This window comes from Sphingomonas telluris (assembly GCF_022568775.1).
GTDB lineage: Bacteria > Pseudomonadota > Alphaproteobacteria > Sphingomonadales > Sphingomonadaceae > Sphingomicrobium > Sphingomicrobium telluris.
The window spans coordinates 1,011,289-1,031,502 of the sequence record NZ_JAKZHW010000001.1 but is presented as its reverse complement, the minus strand read 5'-3'; the positions used below and the strand labels follow the sequence as shown (position 1 = coordinate 1,031,502).

The 20,214-nt window shown below is 62.1% G+C and carries 24 protein-coding genes; 14 read left to right on the top strand and 10 right to left on the bottom strand.

Translation table 11 applies throughout. The annotated features are described in order from the left end of the window. Positions 1 to 133: 133 nt before the first annotated feature. Positions 134 to 592, top strand: coding sequence for a pyridoxamine 5'-phosphate oxidase family protein (locus LZ016_RS05220; RefSeq protein ID WP_241446286.1), 459 nt, complete (start codon positions 134 to 136; stop codon positions 590 to 592). Between the two features lie 61 nt (positions 593 to 653). Next, positions 654 to 1,199: a GNAT family N-acetyltransferase gene (locus LZ016_RS05215; protein WP_241446285.1), complete on the top strand. Its 546-nt coding sequence runs from the start codon at positions 654 to 656 to the stop codon at positions 1,197 to 1,199. 174 nt (positions 1,200 to 1,373) lie between these two features. Here the strand turns inward: LZ016_RS05215 and LZ016_RS05210 are convergent, their stop codons facing one another. Next, the gene (locus LZ016_RS05210; protein ID WP_366512884.1) at positions 1,374 to 1,847 is read right to left on the bottom strand and encodes a DoxX family protein; all 474 of its coding nucleotides are present in this window, start codon (positions 1,845 to 1,847) and stop codon (positions 1,374 to 1,376) included. A gap of 116 nt (positions 1,848 to 1,963) precedes the next feature. On the opposite strand from LZ016_RS05210, the gene LZ016_RS05205 reads away from it, so the two are divergent. The 4 genes from LZ016_RS05205 to LZ016_RS05185 all read left to right on the top strand — a co-directional run bounded on the left by LZ016_RS05205 (position 1,964) and on the right by LZ016_RS05185 (position 5,551). Next, entirely contained in the window at positions 1,964 to 2,269 is a 306-nt protein-coding gene (locus LZ016_RS05205; RefSeq protein WP_241446284.1) for a hypothetical protein, read from the top strand. Between the two features lie 61 nt (positions 2,270 to 2,330). Continuing rightward, a complete protein-coding gene (locus LZ016_RS15500; protein WP_277622509.1) occupies positions 2,331 to 4,436 on the top strand; it encodes a M10 family metallopeptidase C-terminal domain-containing protein in 2,106 nt (701 codons plus the stop codon). Positions 4,437 to 4,468: 32 nt separating this feature from the next. Next, complete coding sequence (locus LZ016_RS05190) at positions 4,469 to 4,993, top strand: hypothetical protein (protein ID WP_241446283.1); 525 nt, start codon at positions 4,469 to 4,471, stop codon at positions 4,991 to 4,993. 162 nt (positions 4,994 to 5,155) lie between these two features. Further along, positions 5,156 to 5,551 carry a UrcA family protein gene (locus LZ016_RS05185; RefSeq protein WP_241446282.1) on the top strand — a complete coding sequence of 132 codons (396 nt, stop codon included), beginning with the start codon at positions 5,156 to 5,158 and terminating at the stop codon, positions 5,549 to 5,551. Positions 5,552 to 5,599: 48 nt separating this feature from the next. Here LZ016_RS05185 and LZ016_RS05180 read toward each other — a convergent pair whose 3' ends face one another. Then, positions 5,600 to 5,833 carry a hypothetical protein gene (locus LZ016_RS05180; RefSeq protein ID WP_241446281.1) on the bottom strand — a complete coding sequence of 78 codons (234 nt, stop codon included), beginning with the start codon at positions 5,831 to 5,833 and terminating at the stop codon, positions 5,600 to 5,602. 128 nt (positions 5,834 to 5,961) lie between these two features. Further along, positions 5,962 to 6,576 carry a hypothetical protein gene (locus LZ016_RS05175; protein WP_241446280.1) on the bottom strand — a complete coding sequence of 205 codons (615 nt, stop codon included), beginning with the start codon at positions 6,574 to 6,576 and terminating at the stop codon, positions 5,962 to 5,964. Between the two features lie 262 nt (positions 6,577 to 6,838). On the opposite strand from LZ016_RS05175, the gene LZ016_RS05170 reads away from it, so the two are divergent. Together LZ016_RS05170 and LZ016_RS05165 are read left to right on the top strand one after the other, a co-directional pair. Beyond that, on the top strand, positions 6,839 to 7,003 hold the full coding sequence (locus LZ016_RS05170; RefSeq protein ID WP_241446279.1) for a hypothetical protein: 165 nt from the start codon (positions 6,839 to 6,841) through the stop codon (positions 7,001 to 7,003). A gap of 467 nt (positions 7,004 to 7,470) precedes the next feature. Then, positions 7,471 to 7,701 carry a hypothetical protein gene (locus LZ016_RS05165; protein WP_241446278.1) on the top strand — a complete coding sequence of 77 codons (231 nt, stop codon included), beginning with the start codon at positions 7,471 to 7,473 and terminating at the stop codon, positions 7,699 to 7,701. On the opposite strand, the gene LZ016_RS05160 is transcribed toward LZ016_RS05165, so the two are convergent. The 3 genes from LZ016_RS05160 to LZ016_RS05150 all read right to left on the bottom strand — a co-directional run bounded on the left by LZ016_RS05160 (position 7,698) and on the right by LZ016_RS05150 (position 9,062). Beyond that, on the bottom strand, positions 7,698 to 8,318 hold the full coding sequence (locus LZ016_RS05160) for an RBBP9/YdeN family alpha/beta hydrolase (RefSeq protein ID WP_241446277.1): 621 nt from the start codon (positions 8,316 to 8,318) through the stop codon (positions 7,698 to 7,700). The two genes, LZ016_RS05165 and LZ016_RS05160, sit on opposite strands and share 4 nt — an antisense overlap. Before the next feature lie 55 nt (positions 8,319 to 8,373). Beyond that, positions 8,374 to 8,553 carry a YezD family protein gene (locus LZ016_RS05155; RefSeq protein ID WP_241446276.1) on the bottom strand — a complete coding sequence of 60 codons (180 nt, stop codon included), beginning with the start codon at positions 8,551 to 8,553 and terminating at the stop codon, positions 8,374 to 8,376. A 104-nt stretch (positions 8,554 to 8,657) separates the two neighbouring features. Continuing rightward, the gene (locus tag LZ016_RS05150) at positions 8,658 to 9,062 is read right to left on the bottom strand and encodes a DUF3597 domain-containing protein (RefSeq protein WP_241446274.1); all 405 of its coding nucleotides are present in this window, start codon (positions 9,060 to 9,062) and stop codon (positions 8,658 to 8,660) included. A gap of 116 nt (positions 9,063 to 9,178) precedes the next feature. On the opposite strand from LZ016_RS05150, the gene LZ016_RS05145 reads away from it, so the two are divergent. Both LZ016_RS05145 and LZ016_RS05140 read left to right on the top strand, forming a co-directional pair. After that, a complete protein-coding gene (locus LZ016_RS05145; RefSeq protein WP_241446272.1) occupies positions 9,179 to 9,775 on the top strand; it encodes a DUF4142 domain-containing protein in 597 nt (198 codons plus the stop codon). Between the two features lie 480 nt (positions 9,776 to 10,255). Continuing rightward, entirely contained in the window at positions 10,256 to 10,573 is a 318-nt protein-coding gene (locus tag LZ016_RS05140; RefSeq protein WP_241446271.1) for a hypothetical protein, read from the top strand. Positions 10,574 to 10,593: 20 nt separating this feature from the next. Here the strand turns inward: LZ016_RS05140 and LZ016_RS05135 are convergent, their stop codons facing one another. Then, a complete protein-coding gene (locus LZ016_RS05135; protein WP_241446270.1) occupies positions 10,594 to 10,842 on the bottom strand; it encodes a CsbD family protein in 249 nt (82 codons plus the stop codon). Positions 10,843 to 11,082: 240 nt separating this feature from the next. Between LZ016_RS05135 and LZ016_RS05130 the strand changes: the two genes are divergently transcribed. Both LZ016_RS05130 and LZ016_RS05125 read left to right on the top strand, forming a co-directional pair. Next, positions 11,083 to 11,568 carry a hypothetical protein gene (locus LZ016_RS05130; RefSeq protein ID WP_241446269.1) on the top strand — a complete coding sequence of 162 codons (486 nt, stop codon included), beginning with the start codon at positions 11,083 to 11,085 and terminating at the stop codon, positions 11,566 to 11,568. Positions 11,569 to 11,948: 380 nt separating this feature from the next. Then, a complete protein-coding gene (locus tag LZ016_RS05125) occupies positions 11,949 to 13,760 on the top strand; it encodes a hypothetical protein (protein WP_241446268.1) in 1,812 nt (603 codons plus the stop codon). 124 nt (positions 13,761 to 13,884) lie between these two features. Here LZ016_RS05125 and rpoD read toward each other — a convergent pair whose 3' ends face one another. Together rpoD and dnaG are read right to left on the bottom strand one after the other, a co-directional pair. Further along, complete coding sequence (gene rpoD, locus LZ016_RS05120; RefSeq protein WP_241446267.1) at positions 13,885 to 15,921, bottom strand: RNA polymerase sigma factor RpoD; 2,037 nt, start codon at positions 15,919 to 15,921, stop codon at positions 13,885 to 13,887. Between the two features lie 11 nt (positions 15,922 to 15,932). Further along, positions 15,933 to 17,768, bottom strand: coding sequence for a DNA primase (gene dnaG, locus LZ016_RS05115; protein ID WP_241446266.1), 1,836 nt, complete (start codon positions 17,766 to 17,768; stop codon positions 15,933 to 15,935). Between the two features lie 236 nt (positions 17,769 to 18,004). On the opposite strand from dnaG, the gene LZ016_RS05110 reads away from it, so the two are divergent. Beyond that, positions 18,005 to 18,376, top strand: coding sequence for a hypothetical protein (locus LZ016_RS05110; protein WP_241446265.1), 372 nt, complete (start codon positions 18,005 to 18,007; stop codon positions 18,374 to 18,376). Positions 18,377 to 18,437: 61 nt separating this feature from the next. Here LZ016_RS05110 and LZ016_RS05105 read toward each other — a convergent pair whose 3' ends face one another. Next, positions 18,438 to 18,890: a GatB/YqeY domain-containing protein gene (locus LZ016_RS05105; RefSeq protein WP_241446264.1), complete on the bottom strand. Its 453-nt coding sequence runs from the start codon at positions 18,888 to 18,890 to the stop codon at positions 18,438 to 18,440. A gap of 144 nt (positions 18,891 to 19,034) precedes the next feature. Between LZ016_RS05105 and carA the strand changes: the two genes are divergently transcribed. After that, entirely contained in the window at positions 19,035 to 20,213 is a 1,179-nt protein-coding gene (gene carA, locus LZ016_RS05100; RefSeq protein ID WP_241446263.1) for a glutamine-hydrolyzing carbamoyl-phosphate synthase small subunit, read from the top strand. Position 20,214 lies beyond the last annotated feature (1 nt).

The window sequence follows — 20,214 nt, the reverse complement described above, 5'->3', positions numbered from 1 at the left end:
CGCGTTGATCGGGCCGTACCCCGGATGTTGGGAAATTCCACGAACTCGCAAGGTCGTACGGACTTTCGGCCATATGCCGGAGCGACGTCGCTCGTGTGGCGTTTGAAGTCCGAACAGAAATGGGAGGACCGCCGTGAGCGACCTGAAGCTAGAAGATATCTCCGAAAAGATGCGCGACATCGACTTCGCCGTGCTGTCGACGCGCACTGAAGGCGGAGCGATTGCCGGACGCCCGATGAGCAACAATCGGCAGGTCGAGTTCGATGGAGACAGCTATTTCTTCACTCTGGAGAGTACCCGGACAGTCGGCGACATCAAGCGCGATCCGAGCGTGGGACTGACCTATCAGTCGAAGGCCGGCATGCTTGGAATGAAGCCCTTCTTCATCACGATCGAAGGCCAGGCCGAACTCATCCAGGACAAGGATCGTTTCGCCGACCATTGGACGAAGGATCTCGACGCTTGGTTCAAGGAGGGCATCGACACGCCGGGGCTGACCCTGGTCAAAATCGTCGCGCAACGTCTCCATTACTGGGACGGGTACGAGGAGGGCGAGATCGCGGTCGGCAACCGTGAGGCCGTGACCGGGTAAGCGGCCGCCCCCGTTACGATCTCACATTGCCCCGCGGCATTCGTGGTGCAACGACCGCCGCATGAATGCCGCGGGGGTGACCGTTCGAAAGGCAGTTGAAGCTGATGCTGCGGAGATTGCTGCGATTTACGCTCATCATGTGATCCATGGGACGGCGTCTTATGACACCGAGCCTCCCTCCGTCTACGCGATGCGCGCCAAGATCCGACAGATCCTCGCCGCCGGCTGGCCCTTTCTGGTGGCCGAACGGGACGGGGCGGTTGTCGGCTACGCCTATGCCACCCAGTTCCGGGACCGAGCCGCTTATGCGTGGACCGCTGAGGACAGCATCTACGTGCATCCCGACTTCGCGGGCCAAGGGATCGGACGTGCGCTGCTAGAAAAGCTGTGCGTCGCCGCCGAGCAGTTCGGTTTCCGCCATATCGTCGCGGTCATCGGCGGCGCAGAGGAACCGTCCGTGAGGCTCCACGCCGCTTGCGGGTTCAAGGAGACTGGACGGCTGCACGCAGCTGGCTGGAAGAACGGCCGCTGGCTCGACAACGTCTATATGCAGCTGGCGCTTGGGGAGGGATCGGCGACGCCGCCGAAATCCTTGGGTTCTAGATAGCAAGAAGCCCTGCCCTGGGCCGGGGAGGCAGAGTGGGGCAGGGCTTCACACTTCGTTCCGGCAGGCCGCTCGAGCTCGAATGAGTGGCTCTGCTGTGTCCTTATTTACCGGTCGGTGTTTAAGGGCCTCCCAAGGCAAATGGTTGTCGTGAATTTAAGGTTTGAGGCATCCAAATCAGGCTGTCGCGGCGTCGGCCCGGTTGCTGCCGATGCGATTGTCGAGAGCCCAGGCCCCCGGGCCTGCAGCAGCCAGGTAAAGAAAGATGAAGCAGAACAGGATCGCGGCTTCGCCCTGGTTGGCGACCGGCCAGAAGCCGCCCGGCGCGTGGAACATGAAATAGGCCACCGCCATCTCGCCGGAGGCGATGAATGCTGCGATGCGCGTGAAAAGGCCGAGTGCGATCAGAATGCCGCCAACGGTCTCGATGACTGCGCCAGCGAGCAGCAGCGTGGACAGCTGCCCGGGGAACGGCACCGGAAAAGCGAAGAGCTTCACCAGGCCATGCTCAAGGAACAGCAAGCCGGCGATAATTCGAAGCAACCCCAGTGCGCGCGGGGCCCAGGCGGTAGTGTCCACGATCGTTCCCTCCATCTGTTCGGCACATGAAAGTCTCATGCCGTGGAATGCAGCATTGACACTTTCGGTCACGAACTCCACTCATTCGACTAAGGCGCTGGAATCACGAGAATATTGGGGATGAGATGCGCGGCCGTATCCTTTTGTTTTCCTTGGCGGTTGCGGGTCTTGGCTCAGGGGCCTGCGCAATGACCGGGTCCGAGGCGCAACGCTGCACCGTGGTAGGCGCTGAGAAGCTGCCCGCCGAAGCGGGTGATGCGAGGACGCTTTGCGAGAAGATTGAGGCCGCGGTGGCGGCTCAGGCCCCGAACAGCCATTACACCGCGCAAATCACAGTTGTGTCGAAATCGATCCTGGCAGCGGATGTTTCGGTTGGCGGTCGACAACTACCGGTGAGGAAGCTCGGAGTAACAGATCGCGATCTGAACGCCGGCTCGATATCCCGCTTCGCGAACGCGATCGCGGAGGATGTGGCGAAGGCTACGAAATCTTGAGGGCAGGTCCTTAGAGGACGAAGCTTGTGCGATTGCGTGTTGAGGGTGGGGAGTAGTAAAGTTGGTCGACGTACCGGGAAACGCCTCAACGACGGTGAACGTCACCGTTGGAAGCACGACCAACGGAGCTCTCGAGCTCATTGGGGATCACGATTGGTACCGCATCGCCCTGACGGCGGGGCAGTCGGTCAGCATCTCCCTCAACGGGCTTACGGTCACCGACCCATATCTCTACATCCGTGACAGCTCCGGAAATATCCTGTTCGAAAACGACGACATTGCCGACGGCAATCTCAACTCCGAACTGGCGTTCAAGGCGACCTATTCCGGAGCCTACTACATCGATGCGAGCGCCTGGAACGATGAGGAATCTGGGACCTACCAACTCACGGTCCAGTCCTACACTCCGCCGACCATTGCGACCAACGACCAGATCGCGAACCAACTGGTCTACGGCTACTGGGGCGGCGACAGCCATCATTTCAATGTTAGCCAAGGCGGGACGATCACCGTCAACATCACTGCGCTTACCACGGCCGGCAAGACGCTAGCCCGGGCTGCGCTTGCCCAGTGGTCCGACATCATCGGTGTCAAGTTCCAAGAGGTTGCGACCGGCGGTCAGATCACGTTCGATGACAATGAGGATGGCGCATTCACGGATGCCAACTGGTCAGGAGGACTGACATCGACTGCTCACGTCAACGTCTCGACGCAGTGGCTCGCGGACTATGGGACGACTCTCGATAGCTACAGCTTCCAGTCCTACGTTCATGAGATTGGCCATGCGCTCGGCCTCGGCCACGCCGGAAATTACAACGAAACAGCCAGCTATCCCTACGACGCACAGTTCGAGAACGATGCATGGTCGACGAGCGTCATGTCGTATTTCAGCCAGCGCGAGAACACTTACTTCGCCGGCCTGGGCTTCTCCGAGGATTATGTCGTCACGCCAATGGTCGCAGATATTCTGGCCATGGAAACCCTCTACGGCCTCTCGACGGCCACGCGCACCGGCAACACGACGTACGGGTTCAATTCGAACGCCGGCCGCGACGTGTTCAACGCCCGTCTTTATCCAGACGTTGCCTATACGGTTTACGACAGCGGTGGTGTGGACACACTCGACTTCTCGGGATTTCGTGACAACCAGCGGATCGACCTCAACGCCGAATCCTTCTCGAACGTGGGAGGACAGATCGGCAATCTTGCCATCGCACGTGGAGTGACCATCGAAAACGCGGTCGGAGGTTCCGGAAACGATGAGCTTCTCGGAAATGCCTACAATAACGTTCTAGACGGCGGCGCTGGTGGTGACACCATGAAGGGCGGGGCCGGCAACGACAGTTATTATGTCGGGAACACGTACGACAAGGTTTACGAGAATAGCTCGGCTGGCGCTGACATCGTTTACAGCACCATGAGCTACAGGCTCGGAGCAAATGTCGAGAAGCTGACGCTCACCGGTACTGCGTCGATCAATGCTACCGGCAATTCCCTGAACAATGTCCTTGTCGGCAATTCCGGCGCGAACAATCTCGACGGCGCAGCCGGCGCGGACACCATGTCCGGCGGCGCCGGCAATGACACCTACCATGTCGGAAACCGGTTCGATCAGGTTATCGAGAACGCCGCCGCGGGCGCGGACACGGTTTTCAGCACGATCAGCTACACCCTCAGTGCCAATGTCGAGACGCTGCGGCTCCAGGGCTCAGCGGCGATCGATGCAAGCGGCAACGGTCTCGACAATGTGCTGGCTGGGAACTCCGGCGCCAACACGCTCAGTGGCGGTGCTGGCAACGACAAGCTCCTTGGGGGCAAGGGCACCGATCAGTTGTGGGGCGGCAGCGGTGCCGACGAGTTCGCGTTCGGAAGCGCGGATTTCGGCGGCCTCGCGGCAAGCACGGCCGATCGCATCCACGACTTCAGTCAGGCCGAAGGCGACCACATCAACCTAAACCAGGTCGACGCCAACAGCCTCGTCACTGGCCGTCAGCACTTCAGCTTCATCGGCGAAGACGACTTCCACAACGTCGCGGGCGAGCTCCGCTACGAAGAATCCGGCGGCAACACCTACGTCACCGGCGACACCAACGGCGATGGCGTGGCCGACTTCCTCATCCTGCTCGACGGTACGCACAACCTAACGGGCAGCGACTTCCTGCTCTAGGAGAAGCTCGAACCTCGCGTTATGGCGGTGCGATGTTCGAGGGCTGGGGCGAATTCTACCTTCTTACGGGATCCGCTGCGGCGGTCTTGATCGGCCTGATCTTCGTCGTTGTGACGCTCATGCACGATCGTCCTCGCTCGAGCGTCCTCTACAGCTCGAAGCTCTACATGGGACCGGTCGTACTCCACGTCAGCTTCGTCCTGGCGCTGAGCGCTGCGGCCTTGCTCCCCCACATATCAGCACATGCGATGGGCTTGATCGCCGGAATCGTCGCAGTCTGGGGTCTGATCCGAGGGATTATGTCGATCGTCGGCATCCGCAACCTGACGGGCGAGGACACGCCGCATTGGAGCGACGTCTGGTTCTATGGAGTGATTCCGACCGCCATCTACGTCCTGCTGGGGGGCGTGGTTGCCGGTTTCTGGGCTGACAAGGGTTGGGCGCCCTACGGCGTTGCCGCGATCATCACCGTGTCCCTGCTGGTCACGATCCGCAACGAGTGGGATCTCGTTACCTGGCTCGCTCCGAAGCCGGACGGGGGTTCGCAGACCCACTAGGATAAGACCCTCTCCGGGAATGCCCCAAACCATTCGTCGATTGGCAGCCCCGTTCGTCTACGGGCCGAAGCCACGGCTTGGTTCGGCGAAGGACCAATGAATTCAGCTCCAAAGGAGGGCAGTGCCCCGCTGTCCACAAACGGACAGATGGGATGGCTTTCAATGACGAACGGAAAGACACTCGTAAGCTGTGCAGCGGCAGCGCTTGTATTGCTGCCGGTTGCGCCCGCCGCGGCGAAGCCCGTTGTCGTGACGGCGCCGACGGACCAGCTAGTTGTTCGGCACGTCAGCTACGCCGACCTGGATCTCGCCACAAACGAGGGAGGCGCGCGCCTGCACCAGAGGGTAGGCAGCGCGGTCAGCGACGTCTGCACCGAGGCCAACAACTGGGACAATGGCAGCTTCGAGTTCAAGGCCGGCGTGATGAAGTGCTCGACCAGCGCCTGGAACCAGGCTCAGCCGCAGATCGACCGGGCCATGCAGAGAGCTCGTGAGATCGCGTCGAGCGGATCGTCCACGATCGCGGCGGCCGCGATCAGTATTTCCGTCGGCCGATAGCGGCGATCCCAGGCAGTGTGGCTCCCAGCGTGGAGCCACGCTGTCGTTTCAGGAGACGGGCCTGATCGCGCGCAGCATCGAACGCGCCATGCCTTCGGGCGAGTGTTCGAGCGGTTCCCAGCGCATGACTTTCCGCGGCCCTTCCCACAGCTCCATGGCGCCCGTTTCGCGCCACTCGTCGCCGGGAGCGACAGCGTCGGCATCGGTTATGGCCTCGAATTCGCGAAAGTGGTCGATATGGCCACTGAAACGGTCAAGGAAGTAGAGACGGTAGTAGGTCATAGGTTCCTCCCCAGAACCCAAACGATCCCACGCTAGTCGTCCCCCTAGGCGCTGTGCTTATACCACGGCACGGCGTGCGGGCGCGCGGGGAAAATGTGTCCCGCAGGGGCACATTTCTGCAACATGGATCAATCGTCTAGATGGTCCATGTTCCAGTATATCCGGATGCGGACCCACTCGCCGACCATTTCGCGACCGTTCTTGCGGGGCGGGCGGACGCGGAACTGCCAGGCTGCTTGGCGCACTGCGCTAGAAAGGTGCGAGCCCCGCGGATAATTGTCGAGTTCCTGGCAATCGTCCACGCGGTTTTGGGGCAAAGTCTTGCAGATGATCGTGCCGTAGCCGCCATCTGGCATTTTCGAAGGCAGATAGCCGTTGATCTCCGCATTCGTCGGCTCGCGAGCCCATTCGGCCGCGTAGAGAACTTCGCCGTGCGGGCCGCGGCCGACTTCCCTTGAGTCGCCGGCGCTGCTCGTCCCAGCTCCGGTACCCGCCTTACCGAGCTTGCTGATGTCGGCGGCCGCCATTTCCTCCTTGGTGAGTTCGAGCAGGTCTAGCGGCTTCTTGGGTGCTTTCTCACGGGGAGGAAGCATGATCTGGGGGCGCGGGAGCTTCTGTTGCTCCTTAACCTCCTGCTTGCGCTGTACGGTCTGCTTCTGCGCCGTCTTGGGCGGGCCGGCGGATTCGGGGATCAGGTCGACGAACGTGGGATTGCCCTGCTTGCCCAGAGGCACCGTCCGCATCACGCCGATACCGAGCAGAACGAAGAGGATCGCCAGGTTGATCGCGATGGCGAGCGCCAGGCCCGACGCGCGGCGGCGAAGCGGGGTCTCGTCTTGCGCGGAGCGCTGGCGATAAGTTCTGGCGGACAGTGTCTAGGTCTTGGAATTGCGTCGCGTGCGGGTCCCAATAGCCCGGTCGAACTTGAACCGCGAGTGAAAGCGCTAGCGGGTCAAGGAAGCACGGCTCGAAAACGCTCTACGCACGTTCCCCTCATGGCTCGCCATGGCTCGTTGGAAGATCCCCAATTCATCCATTGCGCGGAAGAATCGGCGCGGCTGTTTCCTCGTGGTCGGACTGCTGTTGCTGCTGATCGCGGCCTTAGCGCTCGTCGGGTTCCACGCGAACCCGATCAACGAGTTGAAGTCGGACATCCCGGTACTGGGCTGAGCGCGCACAAGCTGCCGTCCATGGCTGCAGCGGCCGCGATTATGAACTATGGGGAGGTAAGTTCGTTCGCACCGCATCGCCAGCTTCGCCCAGCATGCTGGCGGCTGAGAGACAGTCGTCGTGCTCCCGCTAATCGAGGAGCACATTCATTGCCTCAACTCGAAAGGATTCGTGCACGCCTGAGCGCTGAGACTGCCGAGCGCGTCTCCGCTGCCGATGTCTCGAACGAGGGCTCGCGAGAGCATATTCGCTCGTCCCGCGACGCAATTGCTCGATCGTTCGAGACTCTCGCCATGCGGTACTTGAGGACCGTGTCCTCAGGTTGAGGCGCCCTGGAACTCGTCCCGGCGCACATGCGGAGCGGCTAGGCTAATGCGTTTCGTCAGCCAGTATTCCTTGGTTCTCGCCGCATGTAACGGCGCCGACTCGCGGCGCGACTCCGCCGCGATCAGGGAGGAGAAACTCCTATGGCTTCTGCACTTCGGGGCTACCAATCGGTGGAGCGTTTCGAGGCATTCTCGGTGCTTGCGAGCGGATGCCGGCAGCTTGCTCAAACCTGCATGACGGACGGCGCCAAGACGATGCTCAGAGCGCTCGCGGACGATCTGGATCAGCAGGTGTCCGGCACGGCAAGCCTTGGCGCGATCGTGCAATCCGGCTTCACGGATGCTCAGCCCGCACCCCCGGTCTACGGCTAGGCGCTCCGCAACAACCAGTTCCGGACCGGCAGGCCGTCGTTCCGCTCCATGAGGCGCGTGAGCAGCGACACGCCCGTGGTCCAATAGCCGAGCCCCGAGTCCGCATTGATGTGCCCGGCATTGCCGCAGTCGACGAGCTGGCTGCCCCACGTACGGGCCATTCGCTCGGAGCTTGCGAAGCAGGCGAACGGGTCGTTGCGGCTGGCGACGAGCGTCGAGCGGAAGGGCAGGGCGCCGTCGGGCGCCGGCCGGAAGTCGCGGAGGACGTGAGGACAGTCCTCGCGGTCCACGTCCGGCGGGGCGACGAGCAGGGCGCCGGCAACCTTCCGCGCCTGAGTCGAAGTCCTCGCCCACCAGGCGGCGGCGAGACAGCCGAGGCTGTGGCCGACGAGGATAACGCGCGCCGGAGCGTCGGACACGGCTTCGTCGAGCCTGCTGGTCCAGCCGTGCAGCGTCGGAGCGTCCCAGTCGCCGAACTCGACCTTGGGGAAGCCGAACAATTGCTGCCAGTAGCTCTGCCAGTGCAGCCGGGGTGAGTCGTGCAGGCCGGGCAGGATGAGCACTGCGGGGTCTTCGGCGGCGGCGACTTGCGATTGGATCTTCTCGAACAGCACCATTGGTATCTCCCTTCCGTTGCGGTGAGAGCCTCCGGTGGTTCGGTCGGCCGGGGTATTAGAACAGGCGGGTCTTCTCGGTCCTCTCCAGTTGGACGATGCGGCCGTCGTGGACCGTGATCACCAGCGATCCGAACGACATTCCCTCAAGCTGCGCGACGATCGCATCGAGCAACTGGCCGCGGGACTGACGCCCGGCCTTGGGCTGATCGGCGATTGATGAGGCACGTTCCGACATTGAGGCGATCGATACCCTAGTCACTCGCTAGGGTTCAAGTGGGCCGTGCCACGAAACGGCTTGCCCGCGCGCCGAATTGAAGGCGCGCGGGCTTCGGGAGGTTTCTAGTTCCTGAGGCTCTCCGGGACGACGCCTCCATTTTCGGCGAGCTTCTGCATCACGGCCTTGTGCAGGGCGATGTTCTCCTCGGCGCTGCCGTCGGCGCCGACGTGCACGTTGAGCTCGTTCGCGAGCTCCTTGCGGGCGCTGAGGCTGGAATCGAGGTCGAGCAGCTTGAGCAGGTCGACGATCGACGTCTGGTAGTTCCCGCCGCCACCCTTCATCGCCGCCATTTCGCTGAGCACCACGCCGACGTCGACGTTCTGGGCCGGAGCGGCCTGAGCCGGGGCGGGGGCCGCGATGGTGGCGCCGTCATGCGTGATAGGCTGGGTCTGAGGCGTGGCGGGCGCCTGGGCCTTGGCTTCGCCGTGATGGAAAATCTTGTTCATGATCTTGCCGAAAATGCTCACCGCTGCCTCCTGTAAAATGGTCGCGGTCTTCAACGACCGTAGCGGGGCTAAGCTCCTTCAAAACAAGCGGAACGCCCTCCGCACCGGCTCGTTTTGCCGCAGCGAGGAGAGCCAATATGCAGAACAGGCTAGTGATTTTCGTTTCCGGTGCAGTGCTGGCGCTGGGCGCCTGCGGCAGGCACGACGAGGCGGCCGACAACACGGCGGCGGACATGAACGTCGCGATCGACAATGGCGTGGTCGTCGACAATGGCATGGTCGCCAACGACGCGGCCGTCGCGCCTTCGCCGCTGACGGCGCAGGGCTTCGCCAATACGGCGGCGGCGAGCGACCGGTTCGAGATCGAAAGCTCGAAGCTGGCGGAAGCGTCGGCGAGCTCCGCGGCGGTCAAGAAGTTCGCCGCGCAGATGATCAAGGCCCACACCGAATCGACCGCCAAGCTGAAGAGCACGGCCAGCGGGCTCAGCCCGGCGATCACGCCCGACGATACGCTGACGCCCGAGCAGCAGGCGACGCTCGACAGCCTCAAGGCGGCGAAGGGAGCGGCGTTCGACACCGCCTACGCTTCGGCGCAAGTCGATGCTCACCAGAAGACGCTCGATGCGCTGAAGAATTACGCGGCCTCGGGCGACAATGAGCAGCTGAAGACCTTCGCCAACGGGCTGGTGCCGACGGTTACGGCGCACCTGAACATGGCGAAGGGGCTTAAGTAAGCCCAAGCGCCCGAGCGCAGCGCAGGGATTGCTCAGCAATCGCGACGCAGCGCGAAGAGAGCGCGAAGGCCGGCCGGCGGGTCGGCACCGCCGAGCCCGTCCGACGTCACGGGATTCACTCTCGTGACGGCCCCCTGCTGTTGGAGATTTCCCAAGGGGAAATTGACCAAGTTGACTGTGCCGCGCGCGTGAGCGCCCGCGCCGAAGTTCGCTAAGTTCACTCCTCAACGCGCGAGGCGGCCGCGGGTGGGCCCGATCGGCATAATAGAAGATCGACAGGTTGAGCGGTTGCGCCGGCATCCGCCGGGTTAAGGCACAGGCGTTGGGATGTAGGACAGCGCTTAATGCGCACTGGAGGATCGCGCGCGTGATCCTTTGCCCCGCGCTGGCATCCAGGACGAAGAACGGGGCACATCAAGCGCAGGTACGCGTTTCAACAGTCGAGCTGCGATGAGGTGTTGAATGCGTCTGGTAATAGTCTTGCCCCTGCTCGCCGTGGCCGCCGCTTGTCAGAAAACTCCGGACCAGAAGTATGCGGAGCAGGTACGGAGTGACGCGCAACAGCGTGGCGCGGCCATCGAGAACCAGGCTGAAGCCGAAGCCACCCGCCTCGACCGGCAAGCTTCCGACTTGAAGGAGCAGGCCAAACAGTCGGGGGGTTTGACGGGAGAACGCCTAAGTGTCCGCGCGGACGCCCTGACCAAGGAAGCGAAGATCGTTCGCAAGCAGGCGGACATGCGAGCCGATGCCGTCAAAGAAGCTGCGGACGCACAGATCAAGACTTCCCAGAGTCGGTAGCCGCCGGGCCGGTAAGTTCTTCAGCCTCTGCGGCGTCGCTGGCGGCCGCCGAGAAACAATGCACCGGCAAGGCCCGCAATGAGCGCTGCGGCCAGGGGCTGCCGACGAACGAAGTCGCGCAATCCTCCGAACCCCTGCCGCAACGAACCGGCGGCCTGGTCCATCATGCCATCGCGCTGGAGCAAGGGGTCACCTGTCGCGTCACCAAGGTTTTCCTTGATCCGACCTTTCACAATCGTGCCTTCGCCTGCGACCGTGTCGATGTTCATCCGAAACTCCCTCAGTTCGTTTGTGAGGCTAAACGCGCGAACGCCGACCAAGATGCTGCAGAAACCGCCGAGCGCAGCGACGCCGGCGCGGAGCGCCGCCGGAGCAGCGCGAAGAGCCGGTGAAGGCCGGCCGGCGCGCGAGCAAGCGGCCTAAGCCGCGCCGCAAGTCGCGTCCGACGTCACGGGATTTACTCCCGTGACGATTTCTCCAATATTCTCAGCATTCAAGCGGGGGCGCTGATGTCGACGATCTGTAGAAATGCGCTAGTTGGGTTCGCTGTTGGCTTTGCGACGCCTGCTAACGCCCATGAATATCTGACCAGCGTAACGAGCCAAATCTATCAAGCTCAAGGCACCAAGAAAGAAATCGCTCAGCGAGCCAACATTTGCATTGCGCAGCACCTAGCTGGCGGGACCGTCGATGCTCAACTCATCATTAGCCAAGACCTGGACAACGGGATCATAGTCGCGCGCAACGCCACGACGCACGGCAGTTTCCCAGTTTTCAAGATACGCAGTCGTTTTACCTTCGAGGCTCGCGAGGGTCGCTTCAGGATCGATCAGACGGCTTTGGAGAGATTCAATGACACCGCTGGCGGAGGTTGGGGCCCAATCGGCAAGTGGTGGGGGTCGCAATGGAAGAGCGCCGAGGCGGCCTTCACCAATTCAGCGACCGCCGTTGCCATTTGCGTGATGAAGGGGCCGACGAAAACTGATGATTGGTGAGCAGAATGGTAAAACCTAACGCTAAGACGGCCGAGGTCACAATCGGACTGTGGTTCGATGAGACTGCCGGAGATATTCACCTCCGCATTCCCGAGCACGGTCTCTCCACGATCAACGCCGATCCCACCAGCAAGAGAGGCCACCCCCACTTATTCAACAAACTTGCGAAGGCGCTGCGTGACCAAGGCAAGCCTCATCCCTCCGGCATCGTCGAAGAGTGGGATTACGGGAGAAGTTAAGACAACACGTAAGCAGTGAGCTGAGCCGCGCGGCGCGAGACGCGTGCGAGGTCACTGAACTTAGTCTCATAAGGGCGTTTCACTGAGCATTCGTTTGAGCTACGCAGCGAACCGCTCGGTGAAGTTCAGCCGGAGGTGTCGATGCTTTTGCGTGATACTGCCAAATTCAACGGACTGGATAATAAAGAAGGCCTGCTTTTCTTCGCGCAACGGTTTGAGGAAGCCACATTCGACTACTCGCTAGATAGCCACCGAGCGCCAGCCGTTAATATACCCAGTCTGGTTTATGAGGCCTTCTCGCAAGTCGGACGACTGATGCGAGAAGAGCCTGGCGTCTCGGAAGCATCAATCGAACCCATTATATCTGAATTATGTAAAAGGCTGTCCGCTAGATCGGCTTATAAGTCTATGTTCGTTCCTGAGCGCGACATTTTGTCGAAACTTAGGACGTCGGACATGGCGGAACTTCAACGAAACCTCTCCGTGTTGCGCGACGAGATATCACAGCGCACGTATATCAACGAGGTAATGAAGCAACTCATATCCGCAGTAAACGAAGGTAAGAAAGGGATAATAGAGCGGCTGGTACTGGAGCTCGTCTCATCTCTTGAGAACATGGGTGTAAGCAGGAAGCATTTGTATTTATCCGTCGTAAAGTTCTTTTTTGAGAACGTTGAAGACGTGTTAGATGATCATTCACTTCAGGACTTTTTCAAAGAAGTATATCCTCATCATCATAAGTTCGAAGTGTGTTTTTCGGCCGATAGGGTTGTCACCGATATCTCCCAGTCAAGTCTATCCATGCTAGGTTTGAAAGTCTCGACCAAGCTTCCAAAACCGTTCGCGACGAACGCCGAGGCGAAGGACTTCATGGGCGAGACACTTGGTAGCCGATATCTCCTGGTTTCTGATGTTCCAGCCTACGACCCGTATTCAGCTATCCAGACTGCTGAGGCCAAAGTCGGGATCATCCAGAATCTGTTCCGGGTGTATCACCACAAGCGCCACTTCTCGCTTGGTCCGAAAGTCGTGCTGGAACAGGGATGCTGCGCGAACGAAATCAAATGTGTCTTCAGAGATCAGTCACGTATCCATTCCTCAACTGACGATCGGCCCCAGAAGGCGGCTAAGCGACTAGATACGCTGCTTCAGAAATCCGCCCTCCCACGAGGGGTGGATAGGACGCGTTTTGAAAGCATATCTGAGTTTCACTCAATGAGCCTTGAGGCAGAGTCGCCTCAGAACCAACTTCTAAATCTTTGGATATCCCTGGAGACTTTGGCGCCGTCCCGCGCGGGCAAGAGTAAGGTCGATGATGTAATTGCCGCCGTGACGCCGTGTATCGGACTTGCTTACGTCAGACGTCTGTTTGAGCGTGCATCATACGACCTGCTCCGCTGGAATCGGAGGGAGGTGACACGCGCACTTCAAAATTTTGGCGGGAAGGACTCTTCGATTACGCAGCGCGTTCTGCTCTTACTGACTCATTCCTCTTCGGAGCCCGCATTAGCTCAATTATTCGATAAGATGGGCGACTTTGAATTGCTGAGATATCGCTGCTTCACCCTGCGCTCGGAATTTAGAGATCAAAAGGCGGCGCTTGAGAAGATCAACGCTCACCAAGAGCGAGTAGTCTGGCAGTTGCGTCGTATTTACCGTGCGCGAAACTTGGTTGTTCATCAGGGAACGTCGCCCGCTTGGCTGCGAAGCGTCATCGAAACAGCGCACGAATATTTCGACCAAGCGCTTGAATCCGCTAACGACTTTTCGTGCGGATCCAGCGGATTCAAAACCTACGCTCGGATCTTTAATTACGCGAAGATGGAACTTGAAGCCTACCATCGGAGGCTGGAGGACGCTGCGTTGTCGGAAGAAGACTTCCGGAGCAGGTTGATATGGGCGCGTCCGCGTTACGCAACTCGCGCCGACGTGCTGATCGGCGCCCCCGAATAGGTGGCGTCGGACGCGTCTCGCAGCGCGGCTTAGGCCGCTCGCTCGCGCGCCGGCCGTATCTCGCCGTCTCTTTGCGCTGCTTCGCCGACGCTACGCGTCGGCGGCGCTGCGCTCGGCGGCTCAACTACTGGTCCAGGAAACTCCGCATCTTCCGGCTCCGGCTAGGATGCTTGAGCTTCCGCAACGCCTTCGCCTCGATCTGACGAATACGCTCACGCGTCACCGAGAACTGCTGCCCGACCTCTTCCAGCGTATGATCGGTGTTCATCCCAATCCCGAAGCGCATGCGCAGCACGCGCTCCTCACGCGGCGTCAGAGACGCCAGCACACGGGTGACGGTCTCTTTCAAATTAGACTGGATCGCGGCGTCCACCGGGATGACGGCGTTCTTGTCCTCGATGAAATCGCCCAGGTGGCTGTCTTCCTCGTCGCCGATCGGCGTTTCGAGGCTGATCGGCTCCTTGGCGATTTTCATCACCTTGCGGACCTTTTCGAGCGGCATCGAAAGGCGCTCGGCGAGCTCCTCCGGCGTCGCTTCGCGGCCGGTCTCGTGCAGGAACTGGCGGCCCGTGCGGACGAGCTTGTTGATCGTCTCGATCATGTGGACCGGGATGCGGATGGTCCGCGCCTGGTCGGCGATCGAGCGGGTAATCGCCTGCCGGATCCACCAGGTGGCGTAGGTCGAGAACTTGTAGCCGCGGCGGTACTCGAACTTGTCGACCGCCTTCATCAGGCCGATGTTGCCTTCCTGGATGAGGTCCAGGAACTGCAGGCCGCGGTTCGTGTACTTCTTGGCGATGGAGATCACCAGGCGGAGGTTGGCCTCGACCATCTCCTTCTTCGCGATGCGCGCCTCTCGCTCGCCCTTCTGCACCATGTTCACGATGCGGCGGTATTCGGGCAGCGAGGTGCCGACCTGCTGCGCGATTTCCGAGATATCCATGCGGATACGCTCGACGCTGTCGCGCTCCGACGTGGCGAAGGCGGCGAACTTCTTGTCGATACCGGACGCGCGGTCGAGCCAGCCGTCGTCGAGCTCGTTGCCCGTGTAGCTTTCGAGGAACGCCTTGCGCGGCACGCGATGGCGCTCGGCAAGGCGCAGCATCTGGCCGCCGAGCGTCATCAGGCGGCGGTTGTAGCTGTACAGCTGCTCGACGAGATATTCGATCTTGGCGCCGTGGAACTGGACGCTCTCGACCTCGGCCGTGAGGTCCTCGCGGAGCTTCTGGTACTTCTTCTCGTCGGACGCGGGGAATTCGGCGCCGCTCTGGAGGGCGTCGAGGCGCGAGGCCTGGAGCTTCGAGAATTTCTTGAAGAGGGCCGTGATGGTCGCGAACTTCTCGAGCGCCTGCGGCTTGAGGGTCTCTTCCATCTGGGCGAGCGACAGAGCGTTCTCGTCGTCCTCCTCCTCGGCCTGCGGCTTGGCGCGCCGCTCGACCATATCGTCCTCTTCCTCGCCGTCGGCGGAGGCCTCTTCGGGCTCGTCCTCTTCTTCCTTGATGGTCGGGCCGGCGGTCTTCTCGCTGATCTCGCCGTCGCCGCCTTCCTCGCCTTCCTCGCTCTCGGCGATCTGCTCGGCGGTCGGGCCCTTCGAGAGCATGGCTTCGAGATCGAGGATCTCGCGCAGCTGCATGCGGCCTTCGTTGAGGGCGTTCGACCATTCGATGATGGCGTTGAAGGTCATGGGGCTTTCGCAAAGGCCCCAGATCATGATGTCGCGGCCGGCCTCGATGCGCTTGGCGATGGCGATCTCGCCCTCACGGGAGAGAAGCTCCACGGCGCCCATCTCGCGCAGGTACATGCGGACCGGGTCGTCGGTACGGTCGACGGCTTCCTTCTTGACCGCCGCTGCAGGACGGGGACCGCCGTCGTCGAGGGGATCGACCTCGTCCTCGGGCTCGGCCTCTTTCTCCTCGTCCTCGTCGTCGTTGTCCTCGGCATTCTCGACGACGGTCACGCCGCGCTCGGACAAGCGCGACATTATGTCCTCGATCATCTCGTTCTGGTCGGCCGGGATCGCCGCGTTGATCTCGTCGATGGTGATCGTGCCGCGCTTTTCGGCGCGCGCCATCATCTTCTTGATCGACGCATCGTTCATGTCGATGAGCGGAGCATCGCCCTCATCGGCCGTTTCAACTTCAGTCGCTTCGTTTTTCGCCATGGTGCCGCCGCTTATTCGCTGCCGGCGAGTGACGCCAGCCGCTCATTGTTGTCCCTCCGCGCGAGATGCAGCCTGCGCTGCTCCTCTAACGCGTCTTCGTCGCCTTCCTTCAAGCGCTCGGTCGCGGCCTTCAAGGCTGCTCCGATCTCTCCGTCCGCCATCAACGCATCGATCGCGATCCCGAGGTCGCGAACCGCGCGGTCAGGCGCCGTGTCGCTGCGGGTGAAGGAAAAGGCCATCGTCCCGGTCCGGCGCGCTTTCTCCAAATCGCTCGCCGCTCCACTGGCCGCCAATATGGTAGCAAGTGTCTCTCGATCAAGCGTTTCGCCGGAAACAGCCGCATCGACGAGCTTGTCGCGTAGACGGGCGAGGCTCTGTTCGCCGATCGGAAGCGTCGCGAGCTGCTCGCAATGCTCCACCAACGCCTGCGGATAATTGGTGAACCCGAGGACGAGGGCGCGGGCCATGGTGCGGTCGATGCCGGTCGCTGCAATGGCGCGGGCGGCGGGGCCTGCGGGCGGCTTGGGCGGGACGAAGCGGCCGCGCTGGCCGGGCTGGAACGGGCGTCGGGGCTGGAATGCGGGGCGGGGAGGGGTGACCTCTCCCTGGAAGCGACGGAGCCACTCTTCCCGGTAGAGGCGGCTAAGGGCATGGTCGCCGATCGCCTGGGCATGCTCAATGAGGCGCTGGCGAAGGCCGGCGCGGGCCTCGGGGGTGGTGAGCGGCTGGGCCTCGCGCTCGTGACGCCAGAGGCGTTCGACGAGGGGCTCAGGCTCGGAGAGCAGCGCTTCCAGCGCGTCGCGGCCGCCGTTGCGAACGACGTCGTCGGGGTCCTGCCCGGCCGGAAGCTCGACGAAGCGGAGGGTGCGTTCGGCGCCGAGGAAGGGGAGAGCGCGGCTGGCGGCGCGGATCGCGGCCTTCTGGCCCGCGCTGTCGCCGTCGAAGCACAGGATCGGGTTCGGATCGAGGCGCCACATGCGTTCGAGCTGGTGCTCTGTGACGGCCGTGCCGTTGGGCGCGACGGCCTCGGCCACTCCGGCGCGGTCGAGGGCGATGACGTCCATGTAGCCTTCGACGACGATCAGGCGCTTGGCCTGGCGGCTGGCGGGGCTGGCGCGATCGATGTTGTAGAGCGTGCGCCCCTTGTCGAAGAGCGGCGTGTCCGGGGAGTTCAGGTACTTCGGTTCGCCGGGACCGAGGATGCGGCCGCCGAACGCGATCACCCGGCCCCGCGCGTCGCGGATGGGGATCATCAGGCGCCCGCGGAAGCGGTCGTACGTCTCGCCCTCGTCGTTGCGGATGAGCATGCCCGTTTCGACGAGCTTGTCCTCGCCGAGAGAGTTGAGGGCGGACTTGAGCTTGCTCCGGCCCTCCGGTGCGAGGCCGATGCCGAAGCGGGCGACGGTGCCTGGGTCGATGCCGCGGTTCTTCAGATACTCGCGGGCCTCCGCTCCCTCGATGCCGCCGAGCTGCTCGGCAAACCACTTCTGACATGACGCCATGACGTCGGTGAGTGTGGAGGTGCGTTCAGCGCGCTCGCGGGCCTTCGGGTCGGGCGCGGGAACCTCAAGCCCAGCCTTTGAGGCGAGCTCCTTCACCGCGTCCATGAAGGGCAGACCGCGATTGTCTGTCAGGAAGCGGATCGCGTCGCCATGCGCCCCGCAACCAAAGCAGTGGTAGAAACCCTTCGCGTCGTTGACGGTGAAGCTGGGCGTCTTCTCATTGTGGAAGGGGCAGCAGGCCTTCCACTCGCGGCCCGCGCGGATCAGCTTCACCGACGGCGAAACGACCGCCGACAGCAAGGTTCGAGCGCGAAGCTCGTCAAGAAAGGCTGGGCTTAAGCTCATGCGGCGACAGGAATTAGTCGCATCCGACTCGCGCGCCCGCAAGCGCGCGAAAAGCACTTATCCACAGATGCGACTCCGTTCTTTCGGGCGCCAAGAATCGGTGCCTGCCCGTAACGATCAGATTCAAAACGATTCATTCCGCTCCTGAACCAGCCGAATCAGGGTTAATCTTGACCTGTTCCGAGATGCAGCGGCGGCAGAACCGCTGGGCGGGACAATCAGGAGGGGATACCATCATGATGACCAAGATCGGCGGGCTCGCCCGCGCTCTCTACATCCTACTCGCAATCGTAGCCGGGTTCGTAGCGCTCGGTGGAATGAATGTAGCGTTGATCCTCGTCGTACTCGGCCTCATCGCAGGCCTCGCCGTGCCAAGAGAGAGGCTTGTCATGGCCATGGTCGCCGCAGTCGCGGCACCGGTAATCGGCGCAGCCTTGAGCCAGATCCCGGCAATAGGCACGCAGCTGAACGCCGTGATGATGAACCTGCAGTTGGGCGTTGCCGGCTCAGCCGCTACCGCACTCGCCATTTTCCTTTACGAGATGGTGATCGCGGGGGTGACCGGCCTCACCAGCAATGAGGCTGCCGGCAAGACGGCCACAGCCTAGCAAGTCGATCGTTTCGCAATCTTCGGCTCCGCCGCACCCGCGGCGGGGCCTTTTCAATGCCTCAGGACAGGGCGGCTTTCACCAGGCCGCTGGCGCGAGCAGGGTCGATCTGGCCCGCCAGCCGCTCCTTCACCAGCCCCATGACCTTGCCCATATCCTTCATGCCCGACGCGCCGGTCTCGGCGATGATTGCGGAGATGGCGGTCCGGGCTTCGTCTTCGCTCATCTGCCTGGGCAGGAAGCGCTCGATCACCGCGATCTCGGCTTCCTCGGCATCGGCGAGCTCGGCACGGTTGCCCTTGCGGTAGAGATCTGCGGATTCGCGGCGCTGCTTGATCATTTTCTGCAGCACTTCGGTGACGAGCAGGTCGTCGTCCGGCGTCGCGCTGGACGTGCGCAGCTCGATGTCGCGGTTCTTCAGCGCCGACTGGATCAGGCGGATCGTCCCGGTCGACGCCTTGTCGCCGCCCTTCATTGCGGTCACCAAGGCAGCCTTGATTTCGTCGCGGATCATCGTCGCTCCAGCGGAGAAAATTGAAGGGACCGCACGTAGCGGGGAAATTCGCGATTTTACAGCGTTGACCTGACGCCACTCGACGCCTAGCGGCAGTGCCTTAGCGACATCGCTGAAAAATTCTAACGGAAGGCTCCTCCGCCGATGGCCGACGCACGACGCATGTCCGCGCCTCAACCCAAGGGCGCGACGGGAGTCGTTGTCTTCGCCGATGGCCGCCGTGTTTGGGGCAGGGGCTTCGGCGCCGAGGGCGAAGCGGTCGGCGAACTCTGCTTCAACACCGCCATGACCGGCTACCAGGAAGTGATGACCGATCCTTCCTACGCGAAGCAGGTCATCGCCTTCACCTTCCCGCACATCGGCAATGTCGGAGCCAACGACGAAGACGTCGAAGCAGCGGAAGCGCACGCACTCGGCTGCCTGGTCCGGGAGGTCGTGACCGAGCCCAGCAATTACCGGGCGAACGAGGGCTTTTCCGACTGGATGCGCAAATGGGGCCGCATCGGCATCTCCGGCGTCGATACTCGGGCCCTGACCAAGCTGGTGCGCGAGGAAGGGCCGCCGACGGTCGTCATCGCGCACAACGTCAACGGCGACTTCGATCTCGACCGGCTACAGAAGCTCGCCGCCGAATGGCCGGGCCTGGAAGGCATGGACCTCGCCAAGGACGTCAGCCGGTTGCAGGTCGAGCGCTGGACCGGCGGCAAGTGGGAGTGGGGGCAGGGCTACGACCTGGGCGGAGACGATCCGGATCGCCCGCACGTCGTGGCCGTCGATTACGGCAACAAGCGCAACATCTTCCGCAACCTCGTCGAGGCCGGCGCGCGAGTGACGGTCGTGCCGGCGACGGCGACGTTCGAAGAGATCATGGCGCACGAGCCGGACGGCTTCTTCCTGTCGAACGGACCGGGAGATCCGGCGGCGACGGGCGAATATGCCGTGCCGGTGATCCGGCAGATGCTGGAGACCGGGAAGCCTCTGTTCGGCATCTGCCTCGGCCACCAGATGCTCGCGCTCGCCGTGGGTGGAAAGACCAGCAAGATGTTCCAGGGGCATCGCGGCGCCAACCATCCGGTCAAGCGACTGTCCGACGGACGTGTCGAGATCACCAGCATGAACCACGGCTTCGCGGTCGAGCGTGAAGGGCTGCCCGAAAACGTCCGCGAGACCCACGTCTCTCTATTCGACGACAGCAATTGCGGGATTGAACTGATCGATAGGCCCGCGTTCAGCGTGCAGTACCACCCGGAGGCTTCTCCGGGTCCTCAGGACAGCTTCTACCTGTTCCAGAGGTTCGTGAAGCAGCTCACGAAGGAGACGTAGC